Source organism: Rathayibacter sp. AY1F6 (assembly GCF_002932035.1).
Classification (GTDB): Bacteria; Actinomycetota; Actinomycetes; order Actinomycetales; family Microbacteriaceae; genus Rathayibacter.
In genome coordinates this window covers 51471-75457 of the sequence record NZ_PSVD01000014.1, presented here as the reverse complement: position 1 = coordinate 75457, position 23987 = coordinate 51471, and the positions used below count along the sequence as shown (strand labels likewise).

Here is a 23987-nt window from a genome sequence, read left to right as displayed (position 1 = left end):
GTTCTCGGGGGCGTGCGCCGTGCGGCGCGGATCTCGGGGGAGGGGGGTTCTCGGGGGCGGTGCAGGAGGAGCGCTGCGGGACGCTCCTCCCCCGGCCCGTCGCGCGGGGGCGCTCCGGGCCGGGTGGAGAGGGGATCAGCTCGCGAAGGTCCAGGTGAGCGGGAGCGAGGCGGACAGGCCCTGGTAGGCGTTGGTGGCCGACGAGTCGAGGGTCACGGCGATGGAGAAGGGGGTGGAGGTGCCGGGGGTGACCGGGGCGGTGTTGAGGGTCTTGACGGCCGAGCCGGCGAGGGTCGCGGCGGTGCCGGTGAAGACGGTGGTCCCGCCGGAGGTGATCACGACGTTGAGCTTGCCGCAGAAGTCGGTGGCGGAGCCGGAGGCGCCGGCCGCGACGTTGTTGCTCTGCGAGCAGGTGGCGCCGGGGGTCAGCGTGAAGGTGTTGGCGTTGACGGTGCCGGTGTTCTTCAGCGTGATCGCGGTGGTGACGGTCTGGCCGGGGACCATCGTGGTCGATCCGCCGAACTTGTTGATGGTCGCGCAGGTCGCGGTGTTGGTGCTGATCGAGCCGCCGTCGGTGCTGAGGCAGGTGATGGGGCTGGCACCGGTCGACTTCTCCTCCATGACGAGCGAGCCGGAGGCGGCGGTGTTGCCGGTGTTGGAGATGCTCGCGACGAAGCCGGACAGGGTGCCGGACATCGAGACGGAGAGGAGAGCGGCGGCGGCGATGCTCGTCGCGATGGCGAGGGGAGCGAAGCGGACGCGCTTGGACTTGGCGGTGTGGGTCGACATGGCAGGACTCCTGATCGGGTGGGGCGGGCTGATGCTGAAGGGGGAGCGTCCGGCTGGTGGTCCGCCGAACTCGATTGACCGCTAAGTTACTTGATGACAAAGATACATTGCAATCGTTCTTTCACCCCCTGTCCGGGTGACAGGCCGGGACCCCCGAGGGCGACCCGTACGATGACCCCAGCCCTACCCCGAGAAGGACGAATGACCACCGAGAGACCGACCCCGCGCGACGTCGACCAGGACGCGCCCGCCGTGCAGCTGCGGCAGTCGCTCCGGCTGCTCGAGAACGCGCAGCGGCACCTCCGCGCGAGCATCGCCGCGGGCGTGGGCGTGGGCATCTCGGAGCTCACCGCGCTCGAGGTGCTCGGCGAGTCGCCCGACCTCACGCCGAAGTGGCTGGGTCTCGAGCTCTCCCTCTCGACGGGCGCCGTGACCGCGCTCCTCGACCGGCTGGCGACCGCCGGCCACGTCGACCGGCTCGCCAACCCGCAGGACCGCCGCAGCGTCCTGCTGCGCCTCACCGCCTCCGGGGAGCAGCTGCTCGCGCAGGTGGACGAGCGCTACGACGAGGTCAGCGCGGAGGTGCTGAAGGCCTCCCCCGGGCTGAACGGCATGGCGGACGACCTGGCGCGTGCCGCCGCGGTCATCACCGCGCACACGATCCGCTGATCCGCGCCAGTCGCTAGGAGTCCAGCGCCCGGGTCAGGGTCCAGACGTTGCGCCCCTCGGAGCGCTCGTGCTCGAACGTAGTCGTCAGTGCCTGGATGAGGGCGAGCCCGCGGCCCGACTCGGCGAAGACGTCCGGCATCTCCCGCGGCCCCGTGCCGATGTCCGGCGGATCGGCCGTGTCGACCAGCTCCGCGTGGATCGCGTCTCCCTCGACGCGCACGACGAGGCGGCAGACGATCGTCGTCGTCGACGTCGCGTGCTGGATGACGTTGTCGACCAGCTCGACCAGCGCCGTCTCGACGGCCATGCGGTCGCGGGCCGGCAGGTCCGGGCGCTCGCCCCAGAGCCCGGCGAGCATCTCGTGGACGACCTCGGTGTCGTCCGGGGGCGTGCGGAACCCGACGCTGCGCTCAGTCACGGTACGCGTCGCCGGCCGTGTCGAAGAGGGTGAGCACCCGGTCCAGATTGGACAGCTGCAGCACCATCACGACCTGCCCGCTGGGAGCCGCGATCCGCAGGTCGCCGCCCGCCTGCCGCGCGGTCTTGAGAGCGCCGACCAGGGCGCCGAGACCGGAGGAGTCCATGAACGTCACCGCGCTGAGCTCGACGACGATGCGGGGGCTGCCCTCGTCGATCGCCCGGCGGACGGCCGAGCGCAGCTCCGGAGCCGAGGCCGCGTTGAGCCGCCCCTCCCCCCGCAGCACGGCGATGTCGGGGGCGATCGTCTCGGTCGTGAACGTCATGCGGGGTCCTTCTCGGCGGAGCGGTCGGCGCCCGTGCGGGTCAGCACGAGGGCGGTGATGTCGTCGGACGCGGAGCCGGAGGCGGCGAGCGCCCTCAGCGCCTGCAGGAACTCGGCGGTGTCGGCGGAGTCGCGGGCGAGGTCGACCGCGCGCGCCAGGGACTGCAGGGTCCCGTCGTAGAGGTCGAGGACGCCGTCGGTGAAGGCCAGGAGCGAGTCGCCGACCGCGAGCTCCACGGTCTGGGTGATCCAGCCGCCGTCCTCCGCGATGCCCAGCGGGAGGCCCAGTGCCGCGAGCCGCTGGAACGAGCCGTCGGCGCGGAGGAGGACGGTGAGCCCGTGGCCCGCGTCGACGAAGTCGATCCGGCCGGACGCGGTGTCAAGGCGCCCGTGGAAGAGGGTCGCGAAGGTCTCGGTGGCCGTGAAGTCGTCGTGCAGCTGGGCGCTCACCGCGCTGACGACCGCGTCGGGGTCGCCGCCCAGGCGCGCCCGGAACGCGGAGCGGATCGACGCGGCCACGATCGCCGCCGCCGTCCCCTTGCCCATCACGTCCACGAGGGTCAGGTCGACCGTCTCGTCGTCGCCGCGCCAGCTGTAGAAGTCGCCGGTGATCGTCCACCGCGGCAGCGAGAGCCCCGAGAGCTCGTAGCCGGCGGGGTGGTGGAGGGAGGAGGGAGCCATCTGCGTCTGCATGTCGGCGGCGCGGTCGCGCTCCGCCGTGTCGCGCAGCTCCCGCTCGACCCACTCGCCGAACTCCTCGAGCAGCTGCCGCTCGTCCGGGGTGAGGCTCCGGGGCACGAAGTCGATGAGGCAGAGGGTGCCCAGCTGCAGGTCGCCCTCGACCGACAGCGGCCGCCCGGCGTAGAAGCGGACGTGCGGGTACCCCGCGACGTGCTCGTGCCCGGCCCACGCCTCGTCGGCACCGAGGTCCGGCACGACGAAGGTGGTGCGCTTCTCGAGCGTCGCGTCGCAGAAGGTGCCGGCGCGCGGGTACGCGAGCACGGCGTCCGGACGCTGCGGGGACTTCGTGAACAGCGTGGTGTCGTCGAGGAAGTGGATCTCGGCCACGGGCACGCGGAAGAGCTCCTCGGCCATCCGCGTGATCCGGTCGAAGCGCTCCTCCGGAGCCGACCCCATCATCTCGAGCGCCTCGAGCGCCACCAGCCGCGGATCCTGCTCGGCCTCGATCATCCGTGCCCCCTTCCCCCTGCGCGCCGCGCCGGGACCCCCCGGAGCGCACACGCACCTCCGACCGTATCGCCCCGCTTGACGGGTGGGGGACCTTCGGCGCCTCTGTACCCCTCACGGGGTACGGCTGTCGCAGATCGCGCGGTCGGGAGCGTCGGCGGTGGCCGATCCCGGCCGTCCTCGCCTCCGCCTCTTGCCGCCGGACGGAGCGGACCACTACTCTTCACCCGACGCTCCCCCGGCGACCCGCGAGCACCCGAAGCCCGCAGGCTCGTGGGCGTCGCCTCAGGAGCGCCCGTGCCCACCCAGCCGCGTCCCCTCCGCCGATCGCGCGCGGAGACGAACCGACCCTCTCGATCCGACGCGCCCCGGCGCGGGAGCCCGCTCGCTGCGGCGCTCCTGCTGGTGACCGCCCTGATCCTCCCGCTCGCCGCCGCGCCGACAGCGTCCGCCGTCGACTCGGCGGGCGACGAGTACGACGCGATGCGCCTCGCCCTCGTCGCCGATCTGACGGGCACGATCCCGGGAAGCGGGAGCGTCGGCGGCCTCGCCGCGGCGAAGGGCCGCCTCGTCGCCGAGGCCGAGGGCTACTGGTCGACGCTCGAGACCGACGGCGGCGAGCCCTGGCCCGACCTGGTCACGGGCACCTCGGCGGTGGAGGTGTGGGCCGCCTACAAGCGGGTCACCGTCCTCGCGACCGCGCTGAAGACCCCCGGCACCGCCCTCAGCGGCGACCCGGCGCTCCTCCGCGACGTCGTCACGACCGCCGACTGGCTCTCGGCGAACCGCTACAACCGCTCCACCACCGGCACCTCCCGCTGGTGGGAGCAGCAGATCGGCATCCCGCTCGAGCTGAACAGCATCACCGCCCTCCTCTACCCCGACCTCTCGGCGGCGCAGGTGCAGGCCTACCTGTCGGCCTCGACGCGCTTCGCCGACACCGTCACCCGGACCGGCGCCAACCGCGTCTGGACGGCGGCGGTCATCGCCGGGCGGGCGGTGCTGCTGAAGCAGCCGGCGAAGATCGCGGAGGCGGCCGCCGGCATCGACCCGGCGCTGCGGACGGTGGCGTCCGGCGACGGCTTCCACGCCGACGGCTCCTTCGTGCAGCACAGCGTCTTCGCCTACAGCGGCGGGTACGGGCTCTCGATGCTCGACACCCTCGACGACCTCTACGCGCTGCTCGACGGCTCCCGCTGGGAGATCACGAGCCCGGAGGGGCTCGGCGTGTACGACCGGCTCGCCTCCTCCTTCGCCCCCGTCACCTGGTGCGGCGCCGTGATGTCGACGGTCCGCGGCCGCGAGACGGCGCGGGCGGAGTCGGAGGACGGCGACGTCGGCGTCCAGCTGCAGGCGGCGGTGCTGCGCCTCGCCGACAGCGCCCCTCCCTCGGCCAGGACACGGACGAACGCGCTGGCGAAGAGCTGGCTGGCCTGCAACTCCGGCAGCCCCGTGAGCATCGAGACGGCCGGATCCGTCAGCGACGTCGTGCGCGCGCGGCTCGTCCTCGCCGACACGGGCCTGACCGCGACCCCGATCGGCTCGGGCGTCCGGGCCTTCGCCGGGATGGACCGCTTCACGCGGACCACGGCGACCTCGGGCTTCGCCGTCGGCCTGTCGAGCACGCGGATCGCGCGCTACGAGTCGCTCAACGGCGAGAACCGCAGCGGCTGGTACACCGGCGACGGAGCGACGTCGCTCCACCTGGGCAGCGGGCGCCAGTACGACGACGGCTACTGGGCCACGGCGAACCCGTACCGGATGCCCGGCACCACCGAGGACACGATCGTCCGGAGCGCGGGCGAGGGCGCGTCGTCCCGCCCGACGACGACCTTCACCGGGAGCCTCGAGAGCCCGTCGCGGCGGACGGGGATCGCGGCGCTCGACTTCGACGCGGCGTCGGTGAGCCTGGTCGCGAAGAAGGCCTGGTTCACCTTCGACGACGAGATCCTCGCGCTCGGCTCCGGGATCACGGCGACCGACATGTCCGGGACCGGCTGGGACGGGGTGCGCCGGCGCGCAGAGACGGTGATCGACGACCGCCGCGACGTCGCTCCCGACGCGAGGCTCCGCGTCGACGGCGTCCTCCGCGGTGCGGAGGCGACCGCCACGAGCACCGCCCGCTGGGCCTCGATCACCGGCTCCGCGGAGTCGGTGGGCTACGTCTTCCCGACGCCGATCGCCCTGACCGCGCAGGGGCGGACCCGCACCGGAGCCTGGAGCGCCGTGAGCGCCGCCGGTCCGACGGCGCCGGTGACCGGCCACTACTACTCCCTCACGACGAGCCACGGCACGAACCCGACCGGCGCCTCCTACGCGTACACGGTCCTCCCCGGCGCCTCCGAGGCGGCGACCGCCGCGTACGCGGCGGACCCGGACGTGACCGTGCTCAGCAACACACCCCAGCTGAGCGCCGCCCGCGACCGCTCGACCGGCACCGTGAGCGCCGTGTCGTGGAAGGCCGGGACCACGAGCCCCGTCCTCGTCGGAGGCACCCGGGTCGCGAGCATCACCGGCGCCGGACTGGTCTCGATCCGGGAGGACGCGGACACGGTGACCGTCTCGACCGTCGACCCGACGCAGGTCTCGACGAGCGCGCTCACCGTGACGCTCGCGCGGCCGACCGCGGGCACGGTGTCCTCGAGCGCCGCCCTGAGCGTGACGAGCAGGACGAGCACCGCGACGACGATCACGTTCCGGCCGAGCGGGCTGAAGGGAGCGACGGCGTCCATCGTGCTCGCGAAGAGGGCCGCCACTCCGGCGCCGACGGCCACGCCCACGCCGACCGCGACCGCCACGCCGACCTCGACCTCCACGCCGACCGCCACCGCGACTCCGCTCGCCGCCGTCGGGGCCGGCACCCACCAGAACGGCTCGCCGGCCGTCGCCGTCACGGGCACCTGGTCCACGACCTCCTCCTCCGCGGACAGCGGCGGCGGCGTTTCCTTCTCGTCGACGGGGGGCGCCTCGGCGACCCTCCGCTTCACCGGCACCGGAGTCTCGTGGGTGAGCCGCCGGTCCAGCACGTCCGGGATCGACGAGGTCCGCCTCGACGGCGTCCTCGTGGCCTCGGTCGACCGCTACAGCGCCACCACCCGCTCCGCCCAGACCGTCTGGACCAGCGGGACCCTGCCCGCCGGCACCCACACCGTCACGATCACCCGCGGCAGCACGCGGAACCCCGCAGCGACCGGGGGCAACCTGATCCACGACGCCTTCGTCGTGAGGGGCTGACGGCCCGGCTATCACCGGCCGCGGTGCCTGGCCAGGCCGCCCCCTCTCCTGATAGGCACACCGTCTCTCTATCCCTCCGGCTCCTGCGCGGGCCGCAGTCGTCTCGGACCACACCGCGAGATCGCCTACCGGCCGCCCCCCGAAGCGACCTCGGCCGCCGGGCGGAAAGTAGCGGTGAGGCAGAACTACCGTCGATAATGGTTCGGGTCGTCGGCCGAGCAGCCCTTTTTGCTACTCCGTCTCAATAACAGCGTCACGATCAGCAGCGCAGGGAGTCTCGAATGACAGCGTGGGTAGTTCGAGCCGGGGCGAGTGGCGAACGCGACTCCTGGACCCTCGAGAAGTCGATCGCAGGAGGCGGGTTCCACGAGGTCGAGGACCTTTCCCACCTCACTTTACGGGGCCAGATCGCCGCATCAGTGGAAGCGGGGTTCCCAAGGGACTCGCAGCCGGGTCGGCTCGCGAACTACACCGGTCAATTACTCGCCCTCCGGACCCTCATCGAGCCGGGCGACATCGTTGTGACTCCACTGAAGTCGACGAAGCGAATCGCTATCGGGGTGTGCACTCGCGGCTACAGCTTCGATGCCGACGAGCCTGATCCGACACGCCGCCATACCATCGGGGTCGAATGGAGAAATTCGGAAATCTCCCGCGGTTCCCTCAAGGACGATCTTCTCAACACGGTGAATGGCGCAATGACCATTTTCCGCGCAACGAAGAACAATGCAGAGGCAAGATTGCGAAGCGTGATGCAGACAGGGGTGGATCCGGGCTCCGGACCGATCAGCGCTCCCCAGAGCTCCGCGGTTTCCGCTGGAATGGACGAAAGGCGAAGCACGGTCGAGGACGTAACGGACCCTCGAAGCGTTCCCACTCTTCAGGCAATCCGCGACAGGGTGAGGACTCACCTCATCGAGAACTTCGGCGGCCACAAGTTGAGCCACCTTGTCGGCGATCTCCTGAGGGCCGAGGGCTACACCTGTGATGTGTCACCCGAGGGGCCCGATTTCGGGGTAGACATCATCGCCGGACGCGGTCCGCTCGGTCTGGATTCTCCGACCCTCATCGTCGAGGTCAAATCTGAAGCAGGTCAGATAGGTGCGCCTGTTGTACGAGGCCTCCAGGGAGCGATGGCTTCGAACAAGGCTGATCAGGGTCTGCTCGTAGCCTGGGGCGGTCTGAATCGTCAGGCGCGCACCGCCATTCGCACCGATCGCCTGACGATCCGCGTCTGGGACTCAGAGGACCTTCTTGATCGTTTGTTCATGGTCTACGAGCGCTTGCCCGAAACCACTCGATCGAGAATCCCACTGACGAGGACGTGGATTCTTGACGAGGACATCGACTCTTGAAGACCTGAAGGTACTTGGCGGCAAGCAGGATCTGAGGGCCTGCGCCGCTTCTCCCGAAACTCCCGGGTCGATCCGTTTCGCCTCACCCGAGGGGCGATCAAAATGGTCATCAATGCCTACTCGAGCAAGTGGACGCGTTGAACACGGTGATTTCTGCGCGCAGGTAGTATTCATGCATGACAGTCGCGAGTCCGCCACGCCACAATCGCCCCGCCTCCTTCTGGGTGGCACTCATCGGTGCTGTGATAGTCGCCGTCCTTGCCGCTGTCGCGGTCGCAGTGACAGTCGTCACACAGCAACAGGAACTCGCACGAGCGTCTGAGGCGGCGACGAATTACGCAGCTCAAGTGGACGACCTGCGGGACGCCCTGGACGAGGCGGACTCGCGTCTCGACGTCTGCGAGGCGGAAGCAGACCTCCTCGCAGCGAACTTCGACTCGGCTCTGGCCTCATTCACCGCGATGCTCGCCGCCAGTGACTCGCGAGATGACGCCGCTTTCGCAGAGAGCTACGCGAATCTGGCTGTGTCTCGTGACAGTCGAGATTCGTATATCGGCTGCTGATCCGAAGGTTTCAGCCCATTCGGCGTGAGCCTCGGTCGCCGGTCCTCGGGCTGAGGGTGTCTTGGCCAGGGAGTGCCCCGTCGCTATGGTGCAGATCTCCAAAATTCCCCATTGGCGACGCAAGGGCTGTGTCTGGCCCGATCGCTCCTCCAGCTCGCCACTCACGACCGCCCGGCTACCACCGGCCGCGGTGCCTGGCCAGGCCCTCGCCCGGCGGCGGGCGGGCCCGTAGCGTCGCCCGGACCGATTGACCCGCCGGGGTCACGACGAGAGGACGCGCCATGAGCAGCACGAGCGACATGATCCGGAGCCACCCCGAGGAGCTGCGCGGCGTCGATCCGGAGGTCCTGGCCGAGTGCATCGACGCGTGCGGCGCCTGCGCACTCGCCTGCGCCGACGCGTGCCTGGGCGAGGAGTCGGTCGCCGAGCTGGTCCACTGCATCCGCACCGACCTCGCCTGCGCCGACGTGTGCGCCGCGACCGGCGCCGTGCTCTCGCGCCGAGGCGTCGTCGGATCCGCGGCCGTCCGCGCCCTCGTCGAGGCCTGCCTCCTGGCCTGCCGCGCCTGCGCCGACGACTGCGAGCAGCACGCCGGGATGCACGAGCACTGCCGGATCTGCGCCGAGGCCTGCCACCGCTGCGAGCAGGCGTGCGAGAGGCTGCTCGCGCAGCTCTGAGCGCGGGCTCCACCGCGGGAAACCTCCCCCACCGGACTCGACGGGCGGCTGTCAACCGTCCTGCCCTGCGCGTCCGGCGCTCCTACGGTCGGTGGCGAGCACGGCGTCGTCGGGGCTCGGAGCGATCGCAGGCGGTCCTTCCGTTGCCGACGATCCGCAGACGCTCGAGATGGAGGACGACCGTGGCCCAGACCAGCACCGAGCACGACCGCACCGCGCCCGACCCCGACGACTCCCGCAAGCCCGACGGACCGACGGACGTCACCAAGCGCTCGTGGGGCTACGTCCTCAAGAAGACGCTCCGCGAGTTCGGCGCCGACCAGTGCACCGACATCGCGGCCGGCCTCACCTACTACGCCGTCCTCGCGCTGTTCCCTGGGCTGCTCGCGATCGTCTCGATCCTCGGCCTCTTCGGCCAGGCCGAGACCACGACCGACACCGTGCTCGAGATCGCCGGCGGGTTCGTCTCGGCCGACGTCCTCGACACGGTCCGCGGCCCGATCCAGGAGCTCACCTCCAGCCCCGCCGCCGGCCTGGCGTTCGTCACCGGTGTCCTCGGCGCCCTCTGGTCCGCCTCCGGCTACGTCGGCGCCTTCGGGCGCGGCATGAACCGCGTCTACGAGATCGACGAGGGCCGCCCGATCTGGAAGCTGCGCCCCACGATGCTCGCCGTCACCCTCGTGACGGTCCTCCTGCTCGTCATCGCCGGACTGATCCTCGTGCTCAGCGGTTCGATCGCGCAGACCATCGGCGACGCGATCGGCCTCGGCGAGATCGCCCTGACCGTGTGGAGCATCGCCAAGTGGCCGGTGCTGATCGCGATCATGGTCGTCATCGTCGCGGTCCTCTACCACTGGTCCCCCAACGTGCGGCAGCCGAAGTTCCGCTGGACCAGCATGGGCTCGATCCTCGCCCTCGTCGTCTGGGCGCTGGCCTCGGCCGGCTTCGCGTTCTACGTCGCCAACTTCAGCAACTACAACAAGACCTACGGCGCCCTCGGCGGCGTGATCGTCTTCCTCCTCTGGCTCTGGATCACGAACCTCGCCCTGCTCTTCGGGGCCGAGTTCGACGCCGAGCTCGAGCGCGGCCGCCAGCTGCAGGCCGGCATCGAAGCCGAGGAGCACATCCAGCTCCCGCCCCGCGACACCCGGCAGAGCGACAAGAAAGCCGAGAAGCACGCCGAGGACGTCGCCGACGGCCGCGAGCTCCGCGAGAGCGCCGGACACCCGGAGCGATGACCCCGATCGGGCGGGACCTCCCGGCCCATTAGGGGCACCGCCTTCCCAGGGCAACCCTCTTGAGGCCCCGCGGGCGGCGCGCGGAGGCTGGATGCATGCGGAAACTGCACTACTCCAGCGGCCACCTGCTCGTCGGCGACCTGACCTGCAAGGCGGTCCTCCGGTACGCCCGGGCCCTCGCGGACGTCAGCAAGTCGGATGTCGTCTCGGTGCCGGTCCTGACCGAGGGCGGCGGACGCGCCTACGCCCACCTGCTGATCGGGCCGGCGAGCCAGCTCTGGTCGGTGCCGATCGACAGCAGCGAGGTGGAGGAGCCGGACGACGCGGAAGTCATCGCCCACATCGAGCTCGAGACGCGCCGCATGCAGCCGGCCCGCCCCTCCTGGAGCGAGGAGATGACGGACATCCCGCCGCTGGACTTCCTCGAGTACACGGACATCGCCGACCTCGAGGACGCCCGGCGCGACCCGATGGACTAGGCCGCCGCCGGCTCCTCGGTGGAGCGGGAGTCGCTGAGTGACAGCGAGCCGATCGTCGCGATCACGCCGACGAGGACCGCCACGACCAGGAAGGCGACCCGCTCACCCGCGAAGAAGCTCCGGACGAGGTCCGCGCTCCACGCGCCCGCCGGGAGGGTGGTCGCCACCAGTGCGGCGATCAGCGTGCCGACGACGGCCGTGCCGATGCTGGTGCCGATCTCCTGGGCCGTGTCGTTGAGCGCCGCACCGATCGACGTGCGGTTCGCGGGCATCGCCTCGACGAGGGCGACGGCGCAGATGGTCATGATCGTCCGCAGGCCCACCGTCATCACGACCATCATCACGGCGATCGCGAGGTAGCCCCGGTCCACCGCCCAGGACATCCCGAGCAGCGCGCCGACCAGGAGCCCGGTGCCGATCAGGCAGGCCGCGCGGTGCCCCAGCTTCGCGGCGAGGCGCTCGGTGATCGGAGTGGCGGCGAGCATCGTGACGATGACGGGCAGGTTCGCGAGGCCGGCGCGCACCGGACTCCAGCCGTAGGCGTACTGGAAGTGCAGGATCAGGCCGAACAGGACGCTCGCGAAGGCGACCGAGGCGCCGAGCTGCGTGAGCGCCGCTCCCCGCGCGGGGCCGGCGCGGAAGATCGCGAGGTCGATCATGGGCGAGACGGCGCGGCGCTCGCGGACGACGAATCCCGCGACGGCCGCGACGGTCCCCGCGGCGCAGGCGATCGTGAGGAGCGACAGCCAGCCGTTCTCGACTCCGCTGGTGAGCGTGTAGCAGCCGAGCCCCACCGCGGCGACGGTGAGGGCGGTCCCCGGCAGGTCGAGCCGACCGGAGGTGAGGTCGGCGCGCTGGTCCGCGGGAACTCCGAGGCGCACGCCGATCCAGACCAGCAGCGCGATCGGGGCGTTGACGACGAGCAGCCACTGCCAGCTGACGGTGCTGAGGATCGAGCCGCCGAGGAGGGGGCCGAGGACCATGCCGGACATCCCGACGATCATCACGATCGTGATCGACCGCATGCGGAGCCTCTCGTCGTCGAAGAGCCGGAACACCAGCGACATCGTGACGGGCGCCATGGCGGCCGCGGCGCAGCCGAGCGCCGCGCGGAGGGCGATCAGCTGGCCGATGTCGGTGACGAGGACGACGGCGAGGCTGATCAGCCCGAACGCGGCGAGGCCGGTGAGGAGCACGCGGCGGCGGCCGAACCGGTCGGCGGCGGACCCGGCTGTCAGCAGCAGCCCGCCGAAGGTCAGGGAGTAGGCACCGGTCACCCACTGCAGTCCGGCGGTCGACCCGTCGAGTGAGCGTCCGATCGTCGGGAGGGCGATCGAGAGCAGCGTGTTGTCGACCATCTCGACGAAGAACGCGAGGCAGAGAGCGGCGAGCGGGAGTGCCGCGGAGCGGAGGGAGGTGTGAGCGCGGGACTCGGCGGAGGTGGTCGTCGGAGCGGACATCGAGGCGCCTTCCTATCGAACGCCGTTCGACTCTCGTACGGCGTTCGATAGTATGGAACGCCGTTCGGTAAGATGCAAGCCATGCCTGCAGATCGCCCGACGGAGACCGCTGCCGCGCCCTCCCCCGCCCGGGGCCGCCGCCGAGCGTCGCACTCGCTCGACACCGTGCTGGCCGAGGCGATCGCGATCCTCGACGAGTCCGGGGAGTCGGCCCTCACGTTCCGCGCGCTCGCGGCCCGACTCGGCGGCGGTGTGGCGAGCATCTACTGGTACGTCGGCAGCCGCGACGAGCTGCTGGAGCGGGCGACCGACGAGGTCATGGGTCGGGTCCTCGCCGACAGCGAGCCGCTCACCCACGGGCCGGACCCGATCGACAACGTCCGCGCCGTCGCACTGGCCCTCTTCGACGAGTGCGTCCGCCGACCCTGGTTCGGCCTCTACATGCTCCGCACGACCGGGGTGCAGCCCAACTCGATGGCGATGTACGAGCGCCTCGGGCAGCAGCTCATGGCTCTCGACCTGACGCCCCGGCAGCGGTTCCACGCCGTGTCGTCCATCGTCAGCTACGTCGTCGGAGTCGCGGCCGACCTGGCGCAGCCGCCGCCCCGCGAGTTCCTCGAGAGCGGGATGGAGAGGGGCGAGTTCCTCGAGCACCTGGCCGACCGCTGGCGCGCCCTCGATCCGGAGGAGTTCCCCTTCGGCCACCACGCGGCCGACGTCATGGCGACGCACGACGACCTCGACGTGTTCCGCTCCGGCCTCGACCTGCTGCTGGCCGGGCTCCGGCTGCAGGCGGGGCGGGGCTGAGGCCGGGTCAGCTCCCCGAGGTCCGCCGGATCGCGACCACGGTCACGTCGTCCGCCAGCAGCCCCTCGGCCGCCAGGCGGGTGACGCCGGCGACCGCGTCGGCGGCGGTCGCGGGGGCGGCGACGGCCGCGTCGGCCACCCGGTCGAGGGCGGCGAGGGAGCCGTCGAAGAGGTCCAGCACGCCGTCGCTGCAGATCAGCAGCAGGTCGCCGGGGTGGAGCCGGAGGCCGGTCGGCTCCCACTCCTGCGTGCCGAGGAGGCCGAGCGGCAGATGGGCGGAGGGGATGCGCTCGCGCGAGCCGTCGGCGCGGCAGACGATCCCGAGTCCGTGCCCGGCGTCGACGAGGGCGATGTCGCCGGTCGAGGCGCTGAGCCGCAGGTGGAGGAGCGTGACGAACGCGTCGTTCGCCGACAGGTCCGGCTCGACGACCCGGTCGATGAGCGCCATCGTCGCCGCCGGGCCGAGGGCGGGAGGGGTGACGCGCAGGGCGGCGCGGACCGTGGCGGCGATCATCGCGGCGCCGACGCCCTTGCCCATCACGTCGGCGACGGTGACGGCGAGCCCGTCGGGCGTGCAGCGCCAGTCGAAGAAGTCGCCGCTCACCGTCCCGCTGGGCACGCAGGCGCCGGCGACGTCGTAGCCCGGGAGGTCCGGGACCGAGCGGGGCTCGAGCCGCCGCTGCACCCTCTCGCCGTCGGCGAGCTCCTGCCGCGAGCGGGCGGCGCCGGCGGTGAGCATCTGCGCGACCTGCTCGCCGCTGAGTGACGCCATGCTGAACGACACCACGACCAGCAGCACCAGCGTGATCAGCGTGGTGGTCGGGGTCCCGAACCAGGTCGCGAACAGCTCGCTGCGCAGCCCCGCGGCCAGGAACACGGCGAACCGGAGCGCGTAGTAGAGGGAGAGGGCGCCGGAGCTCAGCAGCAGCGGCCAGCGCGTGCGCGAGCGCCCGGCGCCGAGCAGCGTGATCTCGCGGGTCGACAGGCCGATGAGGAGCGCCATCGAGGCGAGGTAGAGCAGCCCTCCCGACCAGTCGTTGACGGCGGGAGAGTCGAGGCTGGACACGCCCGTCACCACCACGGTCGGAGCGACCACCAGCCACCACGGCGTCGGTCGGCCGCGGAGGGAGCGGCTCGCCGCCCAGACCGCGGCGGCGCCGGCCACGATGAGCCCGTTCCCGAGCGGATTCGCCCACACCTGGTCGGCCGTGCCGTCGCGGAGGTAGGCGAGCGAGCCGCCCATGAACAGCGCGAGCGCCGTGCACCACCAGAAGCTGAAGGACGAGCGCGTCGACCGGTAGGTGACCAGCGCGAACAGCAGGAAGAGGGTGAGGGCGGTGACCCCGAAGGCGACGCGGAGGGTCGTGGCATCGAGCAAGGCGGGTCCGTGGCCCTTCCAGGAGACCGAGCGGCGGAGCGGCGGACGGGCGCCGTGATCAAGGGGATCCTGGCACGGCGCACGGGCCGTACGCGGCGCGCCGTGGAGGCCGGCCCCGGGGATCCGCGGCAGTGCGGCCCGTCCGCCCACCCGACGGGGGGAGCAGGAGGGGGGCTCGCACGTTCGAGGAGAGACCACCGCCCTCGCGCTCGATACAGCATCGCGTGTACCGTCGCTCCCGTGCCCGCCACCGCGACCCTCACCCACTCCGCTGCTCTCGCGCGCCTCGGATCCGCCCTGGCGGACGAGACCCGGTCCCGGATCCTGCTCGCGTTGCGCGAGGCTCCGGCCGTCCCCTCCGACCTCGCGGACGCGCTCGGGGTCTCGCGGCAGGTGATGTCGAATCAGCTCGCATGCCTCCGCGGATGCGGGCTGGTGGAGGCCGTGAAGGACGGCCGGTACACCTGGTACCGGCTTGCCGAGACCCGGATCGCCGGGGCGCTCGACCACCTGCTCCGCCTGGCCCTGGTCGTCGATCCGGACTGCTGCTCCGGCGACGACTGCCGCTGCGCATGACCGCCCTGCGCGCTCCGCTCCTCCCCGCCCGCCGCCGCGTGCTGCAGAGGCGGATCCGCTGGATCGTCGGCGCGACCATCGCCTACAACGTGGTGGAGGCGATCCTGGCACTCGCCGCCGGGACGGTCGCGTCGTCCACCGCACTCGTCGCCTTCGGCCTCGACTCCGTGGTGGAGGTGCTCTCCGCCGCGGCCGTCGCCTGGCAGTTCTCGGGCCGCGATCCGGAGGCGCGCGAGCGCACCGCGCTGCGGGTGATCGCCGTCTCGTTCCTCGGCCTGGCCTCGTTCGTCGCCGTCGACTCGGTCCGGGCGCTGCTCGGATTCTCGGAGGCCCAGCACTCCCCCGTCGGCATCGTGCTGGCCGCCGTCAGCCTGCTGGTGATGCCCGCGTTCTCCCTGCTCGAGCGCCGGACCGGCCGCGAGCTCGGCTCGGCCTCGGCCGTCGCGGACTCGAAGCAGACGCTCCTCTGCTCGTACCTCTCCGCCGCCGTCCTGGTGGGCCTGCTGCTGAACAGCACGCTCGGATGGACGTGGGCCGACCCCGTCGCCGGTCTCGTGATCGCCGCGGTCGCCGTCCGCGAGGGCCTGGAGGCCTGGCGCGGCGAGTCCTGCACGACGCCGATCGCCGCGCTGACGAGCGAGGACTCGGAGGCCTGCGGCTGCTGCTGACGGGGCGGTGCTGTTCCCTCGAGGAGGGCGGGCTGGGACGCTCCCCCGGACCGGTCGCGACGGCCGCGCGTCGGATCGCGCGCAGCCGTTGCACGCGGCGTGGGCCGCGGGCAGGCTGAGGCGCATGTTCGTGGTGGATCCTGGACCGTCCGAGGAGTTCGAGCTTCCGACGCCCGACGAGGTGACGGCACGCTTCGGCGGGCCCCTCTTCGCGCTGACGCCTCAGCCGTCGATCGAAGAGCTCGGCGTCTCGACCGTGAGTACCACGTCGGAGGGGCGGACCCACCTCGAGTCCGCATCCCTCTCCTACGCTCTGTGGCGGAATCCGGACGATCGCAGCGATCCGGTGAACCTGGCCGACCTCGACGACGACCTGCGGGCCGAGCTCGACGGGCCGCCGCGTCGGCCGCTCCCCGACAGCCTGATGAAGGTCCGCGAGCAGATGAGGCACCCGATGCTCTGGGAAGCCGTGAGGACCACGGTGCCCCTCGACTCCGATGGGCCCTGGGCTACTCCCGAGCAGGCGCTGGTGCAACACCTCGAGCACGTGCTGATCAATCAGTTCCGGAACGAGCGGGTGCGCGGCGGCCTGCCGGGAGACCTGCTCGGGCCCGTGACCGAGTCGGCCGTCGAGCACGGCGTCCCGGTCCTGGTGGACGGCGTGGCACGCGACGGGATGCGCGTGGACACCGACGCCCTCGTGGTCGGCCTCGGCGTCGCGTTCGAGGACCGCGTCCTCACTGCGGTCTTCGCCCGCGCCGAGCTGCCCTACCTGGAGACGGCCTTCGTCACGAGGCCCGCCACCCTCTAGAGGGGGGCGGGTGGGTCTCAGCGGAACCTCAGGCGCGGCCTCCGGGCGCCATACTGACCGGATGGATCGAGCGGGGGCCGACGAGCGGCGCCGGCTGAGAGCGCGGCGGACCGAGCTGCGCGCACGGATCGACGCGGATCCGCTCGCCCTCGAGGCGCGGCAGCTCCTCGCGCAGACCTATCGCGACGAGGGCTACGACGATCAGGCCGGCCGCTGGGGCGTCCTCGTGCCCGGGTGGACGACTGCTCGCGAGCGCCGGCTCTTCGTCGCAGTGATGGAGCGGACCGGAGCGAGCACGGAGGAGCGCCTGCGGAGACTGCTGGCGCTTCCGCCGGAGTCGCCGCTGGACCTCGGGGATCTCGGGGAGCTCATCGCGGACTTCGAGGCGGAGCAGGCCGAGGTCGAGCGGCCGCATCCGGACCTCGACGGGTGGCGGTGGATCGCGAACACCGGGCGGATCCTCTGCGGGATCGCACTGGTGCACGCGGTCGCGGCGATCCAGATGCTGCTGTCGGACGCTCCGATGGAGGAGTTCCTCGTGGCCGCCCGACTCCTGCTCGTCGGAGTCGCGGCGCTGCTCGTCCTCTCCGCCGCCTTCTTCACGGCGGTCGTGGTCCTGCGGCGGCGTCGCCGCCGACGGGAGAAGTGAGCGGCGGCGCTGTCGGACGGGCCTCGAGCCGTCCATTCGCTCGCGCTCAGGCCTCGAAGGGCAGCCTCTGCACCTGGCTGATCAGCGGCTCGGCGAACCCGAGGACCCGCACGACGATGCGAAGGGCGGAGTAGGCCGCGGTGAGCGTGGCGGGGATCCGGGCCCGGAAGATCCCCGACGCGTCGGTGCTCGGTCGGAAAGCCGTGACCCAGGCGTCCGTGCCGCGGGGAACGCCCTGGAACTCGAACTGCTGCTGGAGCGGCGTCCCGTCGCCGGCGAGGAGCTCCAGGAAGACGTCGCCCGAATCGCCCACGCCCGTGAAGAAGACGTAGAGGGTGGGAGCCGCCGAGGTCGACGCCATCGCGGCGGGGGCGCCGACGACGGCGATCACGACCGGAGCGGCCCACGCGGCCTGCACCAGGGAGCGGCGCCGCGGATCGGCGACGGCGGGGCGGTCGGAGCTGAGCGGCATGCCGGGTCCTGTCGGATCGGGAGGGAGGCGCGGAGTCGCTGCGGAGAGCGGCCTCCCCAGTCTGAGGTCAGCCGCCCGCTCGCACACGGATCAGGGCACCCCCCGTTCAGCACCGCGGAGATGCCGATCAGCCGACATCCCGGCATCCCCTCACCGACGGCCTGCCCGCGCCTCGACGACGTGCCGGCACCCGACCCCGCCGCGCTCCAGCTCCTCGCGCTCGCGGCGGAGCCCGACGCGGACCCGCCGCGCCTCGGCCAGCGGCAGCACCGCCTCCGGATCGACGGTCGCCAGCAGGAGCGCCGCCCGCGACCTCGCCGCCACCCGCACGTCCAGGCACGGCGTCTCCTCGGCGAGCCCGAGCAGCGCGGCCACCAGCAGCTCCAGCTCGACCGCGGTCGCGTGGAGCACCAGCACCCGCGAGGCCGGGCTCGACGGGCGGCGGACGAGGAGCGTCGCTCCGGTCATCGTCGCCGCCCTCCCCCGCTCGGGACCGGTCCGGGACGTCCGCCCCGCCTCGGCCCTCGGCGACCGCCCGCGCGACGTCGGCGTGCACGCATGGGGTTCCTTCTCTCGTCCTGCTGCGGCGCGATCTGCATCGCACCTCCATCCCACGACGCGGGCACCCGGGCCGGGGAGAGGGTTGCCACGCGCGCGTCGGCGGGTCAGGAGGCGCCGGGGCCGCCGGGGATGAGAGGGTTGCGCGATGTCCACTGCGAGCGTGCCGTCGCCGCGCGCCGGGGTCCGGACCCGGCGCTTCCGGCGCCTCGCCCGCACGGGCTTCGCCGTCAACGGACTGATCCACCTCCTGATCGGCGGCCTCGCCCTGCGCGTCGCGGTCAGCGACGAGACCTCGCGGGAGGCGGACGCGTCCGGAGCGATCGGGCGCATGGCCGACTCCCCCGTCGGGCTCGTGGTGGTCTGGGCCGCGCTGGTCGGGCTCGTCGCGCTCGGCCTCTGGCAGCTCTCCCTCGGCGGGCGCTCCTCCGCACCCGGCCTCGCCGCCCGCCTGGGCCGCCGGATCGTCGAGTCGGGCAAGGGCTTCGCCTCGCTCACGCTCGCGGGCACCACGCTCGTCTTCGCGCTCGGCGGCTCGACGAGCTCCTCGGCCACGATCCGCCGCATCAACACCGAGCTGCTGACGAGCACGGTCGGCGTCGTGATCCTCGTGATCGTCGGCGGGATCGTGCTGGGCAGCGGGATCGGCTTCGTCGCGATCGGGATCCGGCGCGGCTTCCGCAAGCTCGTCCGCATCCCCGAGGGCCCGACGGGGACGGCAGTGCTGATCCTCGGCGCGACCGGCTACATCACGAAGGGGCTCGCTCTGGGCCTGGCCGGCGGGATCTTCGTGGTCGCGGCGCTGACCGGCGACGCCCGCCAGGCGACCGGGCTCGACGGGGCCATCCACTTCCTCGACGTCCCTCCGTACGGCACGATCGCCCTGACCCTCGTCAGCGCGGGACTGGTCATGTACGGGCTGTTCCTCGTCGCCCGGGCGAAGCTCGCGAAGCTCTGAGCCGACGCGGCAGTCGTTCACAGTCGCCACCCATATCGCTGAGTATCGTTCGGAGAAACAGGAGGTCATCATGAACGGATCGTCATCGACCGGCGCGTTCGGCACCGGCACGCCCATCGAGAGCATCTGGCGCGCGATGGAGCAGGCCCGCTCCCGCATGGAGAAGCGCGTCGGCTCCCGGGTCGGCCGCGGGGACGTGCGCACCGCGGTGCTCGCGCTCCTCGCCGAGCAGCCCATGCACGGCTACCAGATCATCCGCGAGATCGAGGAGCGCAGCGGAGGCGACTGGAAGCCGAGCCCCGGCTCCGTCTACCCGACCCTCCAGCTCCTCGCGGACGAGGGCCTCATCACGGCCGACGAGCAGAACGGCCGCAAGACCTACACGCTGACCGACGCCGGCCGCGCGACGGTCGCCGAGCACGGCACCTCGACCCCGTGGAACGACTCCGACCACGTCGACTTCGGCGCCCTGCCCAAGGCGGGCCTCGAGCTCGCCCAGGCCGCGGCCCAGGTCGGACGCTCGGGCACCCCCGAGCAGATCCGCAAGGCCGTCGCCGAACTCGAGGACGTGCGCCGCCGCCTGTACGCGATCCTCGCGCAGGACTGACCCGGGTGGCCTCGGTCAGCCCGGGTCCTGCCGCCCCGGGCCACCGAGAGCGGGAGGACCGGCGGCGCTACCGCCGGATCCTCCGCTTCGCCGCGTGGCATCTCGCGGTCACCTGGTTCTTCGACCTGCTCCTGCCGCGGGTGGGGCTCACGCGCGTCGCGCTCCGCACCCGGCCCGGCCGGATGCGCCGCTTCGCCCGCAGCTTCCACGTGCTCGCGGTCGACCTCGGCGGCCTGATGATCAAGGTCGGCCAGTTCATGTCGTCGCGCCTGGACGTGCTGCCGCCCGAGATCACCCGGGAGCTGGAGGGGCTGCAGGACGAGGTCCCGCCCGTCCCGTTCCCGCGGATCCGGGCGCTGGCCGAGTCCGAGCTCGGGCTGCCGCTCGAGCGCGCGTACGCCGGAGTCGACGAGTCGCCCGTCGCCGCCGCCTCTCTCGGGCAGGCTCACCGCGCCCGGCTCTCCCCCGTCGACGCCGAGGACACCGGCTACTCCGCCGCCATCATGAAGGTGCAGCGGCCGGGGATCGACCAGATCGTCGAGGTCGACCTCGCGGCTCTGCGCCGCGTCGGCGGCTGGCTCAGCCACGTGCGCCTCGTCTCGGACCGCGTCGACGCCCCGGCCCTCGTCGAGGAGTTCGCGGTCACCAGCCTCGAGGAGATCGACTACCTGCAGGAGGCGGCCAACTCCGTCCGCTTCGCCGCCGACTTCGCGGGCGACGCCCGGGTGGCCGTCCCGGACGTGGTCTGGGAGCGCTCGACCCGCAAGGTCCTCACGCTCGAGGACGTCACCGCGATCAAGATCACCGACCACGCCGCGCTGCTGGCCGCCGGGATCGACCCGCGGGAGGTCGCTCCGGTCTTCGCGGCCGTGATGTTCGACCAGCTCTTCACCAACGGCTACTTCCACGCGGATCCGCACCCCGGCAACGTCTTCGTCACGCCGACCCCCGGGGGCGAGCTGCCCTGGCGCCTCACCTTCATCGACTTCGGGATGATGGGCGAGGTGCCGCCGAGCACCCGCGCGGGCCTGCGCCGGATGCTGATCGCCGCCGCCTCCCGCGACGGCAAGGGGCTCGTCGACGCGGCCCGAGCGGTCGGCGTCCTCCTCCCCTCGGCCGACTCCCGCGAGCTGGAGCGGGCGCTCACGCAGCTCTTCGCCCGCTTCGGCGGCATGGGCTTCGCCGAGCTGCGGGAGGTGGATCCGCGCGAGTTCCGCGACTTCGCCGTGCAGTTCGGCGACGTCGTGCGCGCGCTGCCGTTCCAGCTCCCCGAGAACTTCCTGCTCGTCATCCGCGCGATGTCGCTGACCTCGGGCGTCTGCAGCGCGCTCGACCCGGCCTTCAACCTGTGGGACTCGGTCGAGCCCTACGCGCAGCAGCTGATCCGCGAGGAGCGCGGCTCCGTCGTGCAGGACGTCGGCAAGCAGGCCGTCGACACGCTCGGCCTGATCTGGCGCCTGCCGCGCCGGCTCGACGAGCTCGTCACGACCCTCGACGACGGCGAGCTCGCGGTCACCGTCCCCACCATCGAGCGCCGGCTGAACCGGCTCGAGGGCACCGTCCGCCGCGTGATCTCGGCCGTGCTGTTCGCGGGCCTGCTGATCGCGGGCGCCGTCGTGCGCCCGGACGACAGCGGCTTCGGGACCGTGCTGATGACCGCGTCGGCGCTGCCGCTGCTGCACGCCCTGCTGGCCCGCGGCCCGCGCGGCTGAGAGCCGCCGTCAGGCCGCGGCGGCCGCGTCGCATCCGTCACCTCCTCCGCCCACCTCACCGGCGGCGCGGTCGACATCGGCTACACGGACGCGGACAGCTGGCTCGCGCAGCACGGCACCGACTACGGGCTCTGCCAGACCTACGCGAACGAGATCTGGCACTTCGAGCTCGCCACCGAGCCGGGCGGCGACTGCCCGGAGCAGCTGCCCGACGCGAGCGCGACCTGAGCCGCTCTCCCGCGCTCCCGGGATCCGATGCGTCGCGAACGGTCGTCATCGGAGCCGCGTGGGAGCCGTTCGCGACGCATCGATCGCGCAGGCGGCCGGGCGACCGGGCTCAGCGGCTGGTGAGCAGCTCGACGAACTCGTCGGCCATCGCGAGCTGGGCGCTCAGCGCCTCGCGGCGCTCGCGGGCCTGCGCGACGAAGGCGTCGAGCTGCGCGCGGACCTCGGCCGGCGCGTCGTCGCCCTCGGCCTCGAGGGTGTCGATCACGCGGAGCAGCGCGGCCATCTCCTCCAGCGAGAAGCCGAGCGGCTTCATGCGGCGGATGAGGATCAGGCGGTCGTAGTCGGTGGACGTGTAGAGGCGGAAGCCGCCCTCGGTGCGGCCGGACGCCTTCACGAGGCCGATCTCGTCGTAGTGGCGCAGGGTCCGGAGCGAGAGGCCGGTCCGCTCGGCGAGCTCGCCGATGTGCATGGTGCCGATCCTGCTCACCCCTTCAGATCTACCCTTACGTGAGGGTAGGGTTGCACGTGCTGCTGACACGCCTCTGCAAGCTTGGCATCCCCGCCCGCTTCCGCCGACCCGATGCCGCAGCCCTCCGCGCTCCTCGTCGAGCACCCCTCCCACTCCCTGGAGCCGCCGCGATGGCCCTCGCCTCGAAGACCCCTGCCCGCCCGCACGCCGAGCCCACCGTGATGACGGCGCTGCGCACCCCCCGCATCCTGACCCGCGAGGTCCTCGCCGGCCTCGTGGTCGCGCTCGCGCTCATCCCCGAGGCGATCTCGTTCTCGATCATCGCGGGCGTGGATCCGCGGGTCGGCCTCTTCTCGTCGTTCGTGATGGCCGTGTCGATCGCGTTCCTCGGCGGACGCCCCGCGATGATCACCGCCGCCACGGGCGCCGTCGCCCTCGTGATCGCCCCCGTCGCCCGCGACTACGGGATGGACTACTTCATCGCGACGGTGATCCTCGCGGGCGTGTTCCAGATCGTGCTCGGGCTGCTCGGAGTGGCGAAGCTCATGCGCTTCATCCCCCGCAGCGTGATGGTCGGATTCGTGAACGCGCTGGCGATCCTGATCTTCTCGGCGCAGATCCCCAACCTGATCGGCGTGCCCTGGCTGGTCTACCCGCTGGTCGCCGTCGGCATCGTGATCATGGTCGTGATGCCGCGCCTGACGAAGGCCGTTCCGGCGCCTCTCGTCGCCATCGTCCTGATCACCGCGGCGGTCGTCGTCACGGCGGTCGCCGTCCCGACCGTGGGCGATCAGGGCGAGCTGCCCCGCAGCCTCCCCGAGCTGTTCGTGCCGAACGTGCCGCTGACCTGGGAGACCTTCACGACCATCGCACCGTACGCCGTCGCGATGGCGCTCGTCGGGCTCCTCGAGTCGCTGATGACCGCGAAGCTCGTCGACGACATCACCGACACCCCCTCCCGCAAGACCCGCGAGTCGCTCGGGCAGGGCGCCGCGAACGTGCTCTCCGGCCTGTTCGGCGGCATGGGCGGCTGCGCGATGATCGGCCAGACGATGATCAACGTGAAGGCGTCCGGCGCCCGCACCCGCATCTCGACCTTCCTCGCCGGCGTGTTCCTCCTGATCCTCGTCGTCGCGCTCGGCGACCTCGTCGCGATCATCCCGATGGCCGCGCTGGTCGCGGTGATGGTGATGGTCTCGGTGGCGACCTTCGACTGGCACAGCATCCGCCCGTCGACCCTGAAGCGGATGCCCGTGGGCGAGACGGTCGTCATGATCGCCACGGTCGTCGTGGTCGTCCTCACCCACAACCTGGCGATCGGAGTCGTCATCGGCGTCCTGGCCGCCATGGTCGTCTTCGCCCGCCGGGTCGCCCACTTCGCCACCGTCGAGCGCACCCTCTCGGCCGACGGATCGACGGCCCACTACACGGTCACCGGCGAGCTGTTCTTCGCCTCCAGCAACGACCTCACCACGCAGTTCTCCTACGCGGAGGACCCTGCGCACGTCGTGATCGACCTCTCCGGCTCCCACATCTGGGACGCCTCGACCGTCGCCGCGCTGGACGCCGTCACGACCAAGTACGAGCGCCACGGCACCCGCGCCGTGATCGCGGGCATGAACGACGCCTCCACCCGGATGCACGGCCGCCTCGCCGGGAATCTCGGCGCGGGGCACTGAGGGTCGGGGCTGCGGGACCGC

General features: G+C 72.0%; 25 protein-coding genes. 16 read left to right on the top strand and 9 right to left on the bottom strand.

What is annotated here, in order from left to right:
* Window positions 1-135 precede the first annotated feature (135 nt).
* On the bottom strand, window positions 136-789 hold the full coding sequence (locus C5C44_RS12010) for a hypothetical protein (RefSeq protein WP_104224276.1): 654 nt from the start codon (window positions 787-789) through the stop codon (window positions 136-138).
* A gap of 201 nt (window positions 790-990) precedes the next feature.
* Between C5C44_RS12010 and C5C44_RS12005 the strand changes: the two genes are divergently transcribed.
* The gene (locus C5C44_RS12005; RefSeq protein WP_104224277.1) at window positions 991-1458 is read left to right on the top strand and encodes a MarR family transcriptional regulator; all 468 of its coding nucleotides are present in this window, start codon (window positions 991-993) and stop codon (window positions 1456-1458) included.
* 13 nt (window positions 1459-1471) lie between these two features.
* Here the strand turns inward: C5C44_RS12005 and C5C44_RS12000 are convergent, their stop codons facing one another.
* The 3 genes from C5C44_RS12000 to C5C44_RS11990 are packed head-to-tail and all read right to left on the bottom strand — an operon-like array spanning window position 1472 to window position 3391.
* Entirely contained in the window at window positions 1472-1876 is a 405-nt protein-coding gene (locus tag C5C44_RS12000) for an ATP-binding protein (protein ID WP_104227126.1), read from the bottom strand.
* Window positions 1869-2201: an STAS domain-containing protein gene (locus C5C44_RS11995; protein WP_104267899.1), complete on the bottom strand. Its 333-nt coding sequence runs from the start codon at window positions 2199-2201 to the stop codon at window positions 1869-1871. Before C5C44_RS11995 ends, C5C44_RS12000 begins: the two co-directional genes overlap by 8 nt.
* Window positions 2198-3391 (bottom strand): PP2C family protein-serine/threonine phosphatase, encoded by a 1194-nt coding sequence (locus tag C5C44_RS11990; RefSeq protein ID WP_104224280.1) that lies wholly within the window; start codon window positions 3389-3391, stop codon window positions 2198-2200. The genes C5C44_RS11995 and C5C44_RS11990 overlap by 4 nt, the downstream gene beginning before the upstream one ends.
* A gap of 402 nt (window positions 3392-3793) precedes the next feature.
* Between C5C44_RS11990 and C5C44_RS11985 the strand changes: the two genes are divergently transcribed.
* The 6 genes from C5C44_RS11985 to C5C44_RS11960 all read left to right on the top strand — a co-directional run bounded on the left by C5C44_RS11985 (window position 3794) and on the right by C5C44_RS11960 (window position 10934).
* Window positions 3794-6622 carry a polysaccharide lyase 8 family protein gene (locus C5C44_RS11985; RefSeq protein ID WP_146084340.1) on the top strand — a complete coding sequence of 943 codons (2829 nt, stop codon included), beginning with the start codon at window positions 3794-3796 and terminating at the stop codon, window positions 6620-6622.
* A 281-nt stretch (window positions 6623-6903) separates the two neighbouring features.
* Window positions 6904-7977: a restriction endonuclease gene (locus tag C5C44_RS11980; RefSeq protein WP_258065958.1), complete on the top strand. Its 1074-nt coding sequence runs from the start codon at window positions 6904-6906 to the stop codon at window positions 7975-7977.
* A 176-nt stretch (window positions 7978-8153) separates the two neighbouring features.
* Window positions 8154-8540, top strand: coding sequence for a hypothetical protein (locus C5C44_RS16745; protein WP_146081551.1), 387 nt, complete (start codon window positions 8154-8156; stop codon window positions 8538-8540).
* Window positions 8541-8821: 281 nt separating this feature from the next.
* Window positions 8822-9217, top strand: coding sequence for a four-helix bundle copper-binding protein (locus C5C44_RS11970; protein ID WP_181132835.1), 396 nt, complete (start codon window positions 8822-8824; stop codon window positions 9215-9217).
* A 182-nt stretch (window positions 9218-9399) separates the two neighbouring features.
* Complete coding sequence (locus C5C44_RS11965) at window positions 9400-10455, top strand: YihY/virulence factor BrkB family protein (RefSeq protein WP_104335924.1); 1056 nt, start codon at window positions 9400-9402, stop codon at window positions 10453-10455.
* Between the two features lie 95 nt (window positions 10456-10550).
* The gene (locus tag C5C44_RS11960) at window positions 10551-10934 is read left to right on the top strand and encodes a hypothetical protein (RefSeq protein ID WP_104335923.1); all 384 of its coding nucleotides are present in this window, start codon (window positions 10551-10553) and stop codon (window positions 10932-10934) included.
* Here C5C44_RS11960 and C5C44_RS11955 read toward each other — a convergent pair.
* On the bottom strand, window positions 10931-12394 hold the full coding sequence (locus C5C44_RS11955; RefSeq protein WP_104269623.1) for an MFS transporter: 1464 nt from the start codon (window positions 12392-12394) through the stop codon (window positions 10931-10933). The two genes, C5C44_RS11960 and C5C44_RS11955, sit on opposite strands and share 4 nt — an antisense overlap.
* A gap of 81 nt (window positions 12395-12475) precedes the next feature.
* On the opposite strand from C5C44_RS11955, the gene C5C44_RS11950 reads away from it, so the two are divergent.
* Window positions 12476-13201: a TetR/AcrR family transcriptional regulator gene (locus C5C44_RS11950; protein WP_219812210.1), complete on the top strand. Its 726-nt coding sequence runs from the start codon at window positions 12476-12478 to the stop codon at window positions 13199-13201.
* A gap of 7 nt (window positions 13202-13208) precedes the next feature.
* Here C5C44_RS11950 and C5C44_RS11945 read toward each other — a convergent pair whose 3' ends face one another.
* Window positions 13209-14579 carry a PP2C family protein-serine/threonine phosphatase gene (locus C5C44_RS11945; protein ID WP_104335922.1) on the bottom strand — a complete coding sequence of 457 codons (1371 nt, stop codon included), beginning with the start codon at window positions 14577-14579 and terminating at the stop codon, window positions 13209-13211.
* A gap of 240 nt (window positions 14580-14819) precedes the next feature.
* Between C5C44_RS11945 and C5C44_RS11940 the strand changes: the two genes are divergently transcribed.
* The 4 genes from C5C44_RS11940 (at window position 14820) to C5C44_RS11930 (ending at window position 17283) form a co-directional block, all read left to right on the top strand.
* On the top strand, window positions 14820-15155 hold the full coding sequence (locus tag C5C44_RS11940) for a helix-turn-helix transcriptional regulator (protein ID WP_104234042.1): 336 nt from the start codon (window positions 14820-14822) through the stop codon (window positions 15153-15155).
* Window positions 15152-15823: a cation diffusion facilitator family transporter gene (locus C5C44_RS11935; protein WP_104335921.1), complete on the top strand. Its 672-nt coding sequence runs from the start codon at window positions 15152-15154 to the stop codon at window positions 15821-15823. Before C5C44_RS11940 ends, C5C44_RS11935 begins: the two co-directional genes overlap by 4 nt.
* A 130-nt stretch (window positions 15824-15953) precedes the next feature.
* Window positions 15954-16634, top strand: coding sequence for a hypothetical protein (locus C5C44_RS16740; protein ID WP_146084339.1), 681 nt, complete (start codon window positions 15954-15956; stop codon window positions 16632-16634).
* Between the two features lie 61 nt (window positions 16635-16695).
* Complete coding sequence (locus C5C44_RS11930) at window positions 16696-17283, top strand: hypothetical protein (protein ID WP_104309980.1); 588 nt, start codon at window positions 16696-16698, stop codon at window positions 17281-17283.
* A 46-nt stretch (window positions 17284-17329) separates the two neighbouring features.
* Here the strand turns inward: C5C44_RS11930 and C5C44_RS11925 are convergent, their stop codons facing one another.
* Window positions 17330-17755, bottom strand: coding sequence for a hypothetical protein (locus C5C44_RS11925; RefSeq protein WP_104309979.1), 426 nt, complete (start codon window positions 17753-17755; stop codon window positions 17330-17332).
* Between the two features lie 150 nt (window positions 17756-17905).
* Window positions 17906-18223, bottom strand: coding sequence for a hypothetical protein (locus tag C5C44_RS11920; RefSeq protein ID WP_104261209.1), 318 nt, complete (start codon window positions 18221-18223; stop codon window positions 17906-17908).
* A gap of 238 nt (window positions 18224-18461) precedes the next feature.
* Here C5C44_RS11920 and C5C44_RS11915 point away from each other — a divergent pair, with 238 nt between their 5' ends.
* The 3 genes from C5C44_RS11915 to C5C44_RS11905 all read left to right on the top strand — a co-directional run bounded on the left by C5C44_RS11915 (window position 18462) and on the right by C5C44_RS11905 (window position 21590).
* Window positions 18462-19271 (top strand): DUF1206 domain-containing protein, encoded by an 810-nt coding sequence (locus C5C44_RS11915; RefSeq protein ID WP_104335920.1) that lies wholly within the window; start codon window positions 18462-18464, stop codon window positions 19269-19271.
* 70 nt (window positions 19272-19341) lie between these two features.
* Window positions 19342-19878: a PadR family transcriptional regulator gene (locus C5C44_RS11910; RefSeq protein WP_104224292.1), complete on the top strand. Its 537-nt coding sequence runs from the start codon at window positions 19342-19344 to the stop codon at window positions 19876-19878.
* A gap of 5 nt (window positions 19879-19883) precedes the next feature.
* Window positions 19884-21590: an AarF/ABC1/UbiB kinase family protein gene (locus C5C44_RS11905; protein ID WP_104333942.1), complete on the top strand. Its 1707-nt coding sequence runs from the start codon at window positions 19884-19886 to the stop codon at window positions 21588-21590.
* Between the two features lie 337 nt (window positions 21591-21927).
* On the opposite strand, the gene C5C44_RS11895 is transcribed toward C5C44_RS11905, so the two are convergent.
* Window positions 21928-22287, bottom strand: a complete 360-nt coding sequence (locus C5C44_RS11895) for a MerR family DNA-binding transcriptional regulator (RefSeq protein WP_104227142.1) — start codon at window positions 22285-22287, stop codon at window positions 21928-21930.
* A 170-nt stretch (window positions 22288-22457) separates the two neighbouring features.
* Here C5C44_RS11895 and C5C44_RS11890 point away from each other — a divergent pair, with 170 nt between their 5' ends.
* Window positions 22458-23966: a SulP family inorganic anion transporter gene (locus C5C44_RS11890; protein ID WP_104288667.1), complete on the top strand. Its 1509-nt coding sequence runs from the start codon at window positions 22458-22460 to the stop codon at window positions 23964-23966.
* Window positions 23967-23987: the final 21 nt, after the last annotated feature.

Bases quoted from the DNA above. Each gene is read 5' to 3' on its own strand.
- C5C44_RS11895 (WP_104227142.1), bottom strand. From the start codon at position 22,287: ATGCACATCGGCGAGCTCGCCGAGCGGACCGGCCTCTCGCTCCGGACC.
- C5C44_RS11955 (WP_104269623.1), bottom strand. From the start codon at position 12,394: ATGTCCGCTCCGACGACCACCTCCGCCGAGTCCCGCGCTCACACCTCC.
- C5C44_RS11930 (WP_104309980.1), top strand. From the start codon at position 16,696: ATGGATCGAGCGGGGGCCGACGAGCGGCGCCGGCTGAGAGCGCGGCGG.
- C5C44_RS11990 (WP_104224280.1), bottom strand. From the start codon at position 3,391: ATGATCGAGGCCGAGCAGGATCCGCGGCTGGTGGCGCTCGAGGCGCTC.
- C5C44_RS16745 (WP_146081551.1), top strand. From the start codon at position 8,154: ATGACAGTCGCGAGTCCGCCACGCCACAATCGCCCCGCCTCCTTCTGG.
- C5C44_RS11995 (WP_104267899.1), bottom strand. From the start codon at position 2,201: ATGACGTTCACGACCGAGACGATCGCCCCCGACATCGCCGTGCTGCGG.
- C5C44_RS11980 (WP_258065958.1), top strand. From the start codon at position 6,904: ATGACAGCGTGGGTAGTTCGAGCCGGGGCGAGTGGCGAACGCGACTCC.
- C5C44_RS11960 (WP_104335923.1), top strand. From the start codon at position 10,551: ATGCGGAAACTGCACTACTCCAGCGGCCACCTGCTCGTCGGCGACCTG.
- C5C44_RS11950 (WP_219812210.1), top strand. From the start codon at position 12,476: ATGCCTGCAGATCGCCCGACGGAGACCGCTGCCGCGCCCTCCCCCGCC.
- C5C44_RS11910 (WP_104224292.1), top strand. From the start codon at position 19,342: ATGAACGGATCGTCATCGACCGGCGCGTTCGGCACCGGCACGCCCATC.
- C5C44_RS11920 (WP_104261209.1), bottom strand. From the start codon at position 18,223: ATGACCGGAGCGACGCTCCTCGTCCGCCGCCCGTCGAGCCCGGCCTCG.
- C5C44_RS11935 (WP_104335921.1), top strand. From the start codon at position 15,152: ATGACCGCCCTGCGCGCTCCGCTCCTCCCCGCCCGCCGCCGCGTGCTG.
- C5C44_RS12010 (WP_104224276.1), bottom strand. From the start codon at position 789: ATGTCGACCCACACCGCCAAGTCCAAGCGCGTCCGCTTCGCTCCCCTC.
- C5C44_RS11970 (WP_181132835.1), top strand. From the start codon at position 8,822: ATGAGCAGCACGAGCGACATGATCCGGAGCCACCCCGAGGAGCTGCGC.
- C5C44_RS11925 (WP_104309979.1), bottom strand. From the start codon at position 17,755: ATGCCGCTCAGCTCCGACCGCCCCGCCGTCGCCGATCCGCGGCGCCGC.
- C5C44_RS12005 (WP_104224277.1), top strand. From the start codon at position 991: ATGACCACCGAGAGACCGACCCCGCGCGACGTCGACCAGGACGCGCCC.
- C5C44_RS11890 (WP_104288667.1), top strand. From the start codon at position 22,458: ATGGCCCTCGCCTCGAAGACCCCTGCCCGCCCGCACGCCGAGCCCACC.
- C5C44_RS11915 (WP_104335920.1), top strand. From the start codon at position 18,462: ATGTCCACTGCGAGCGTGCCGTCGCCGCGCGCCGGGGTCCGGACCCGG.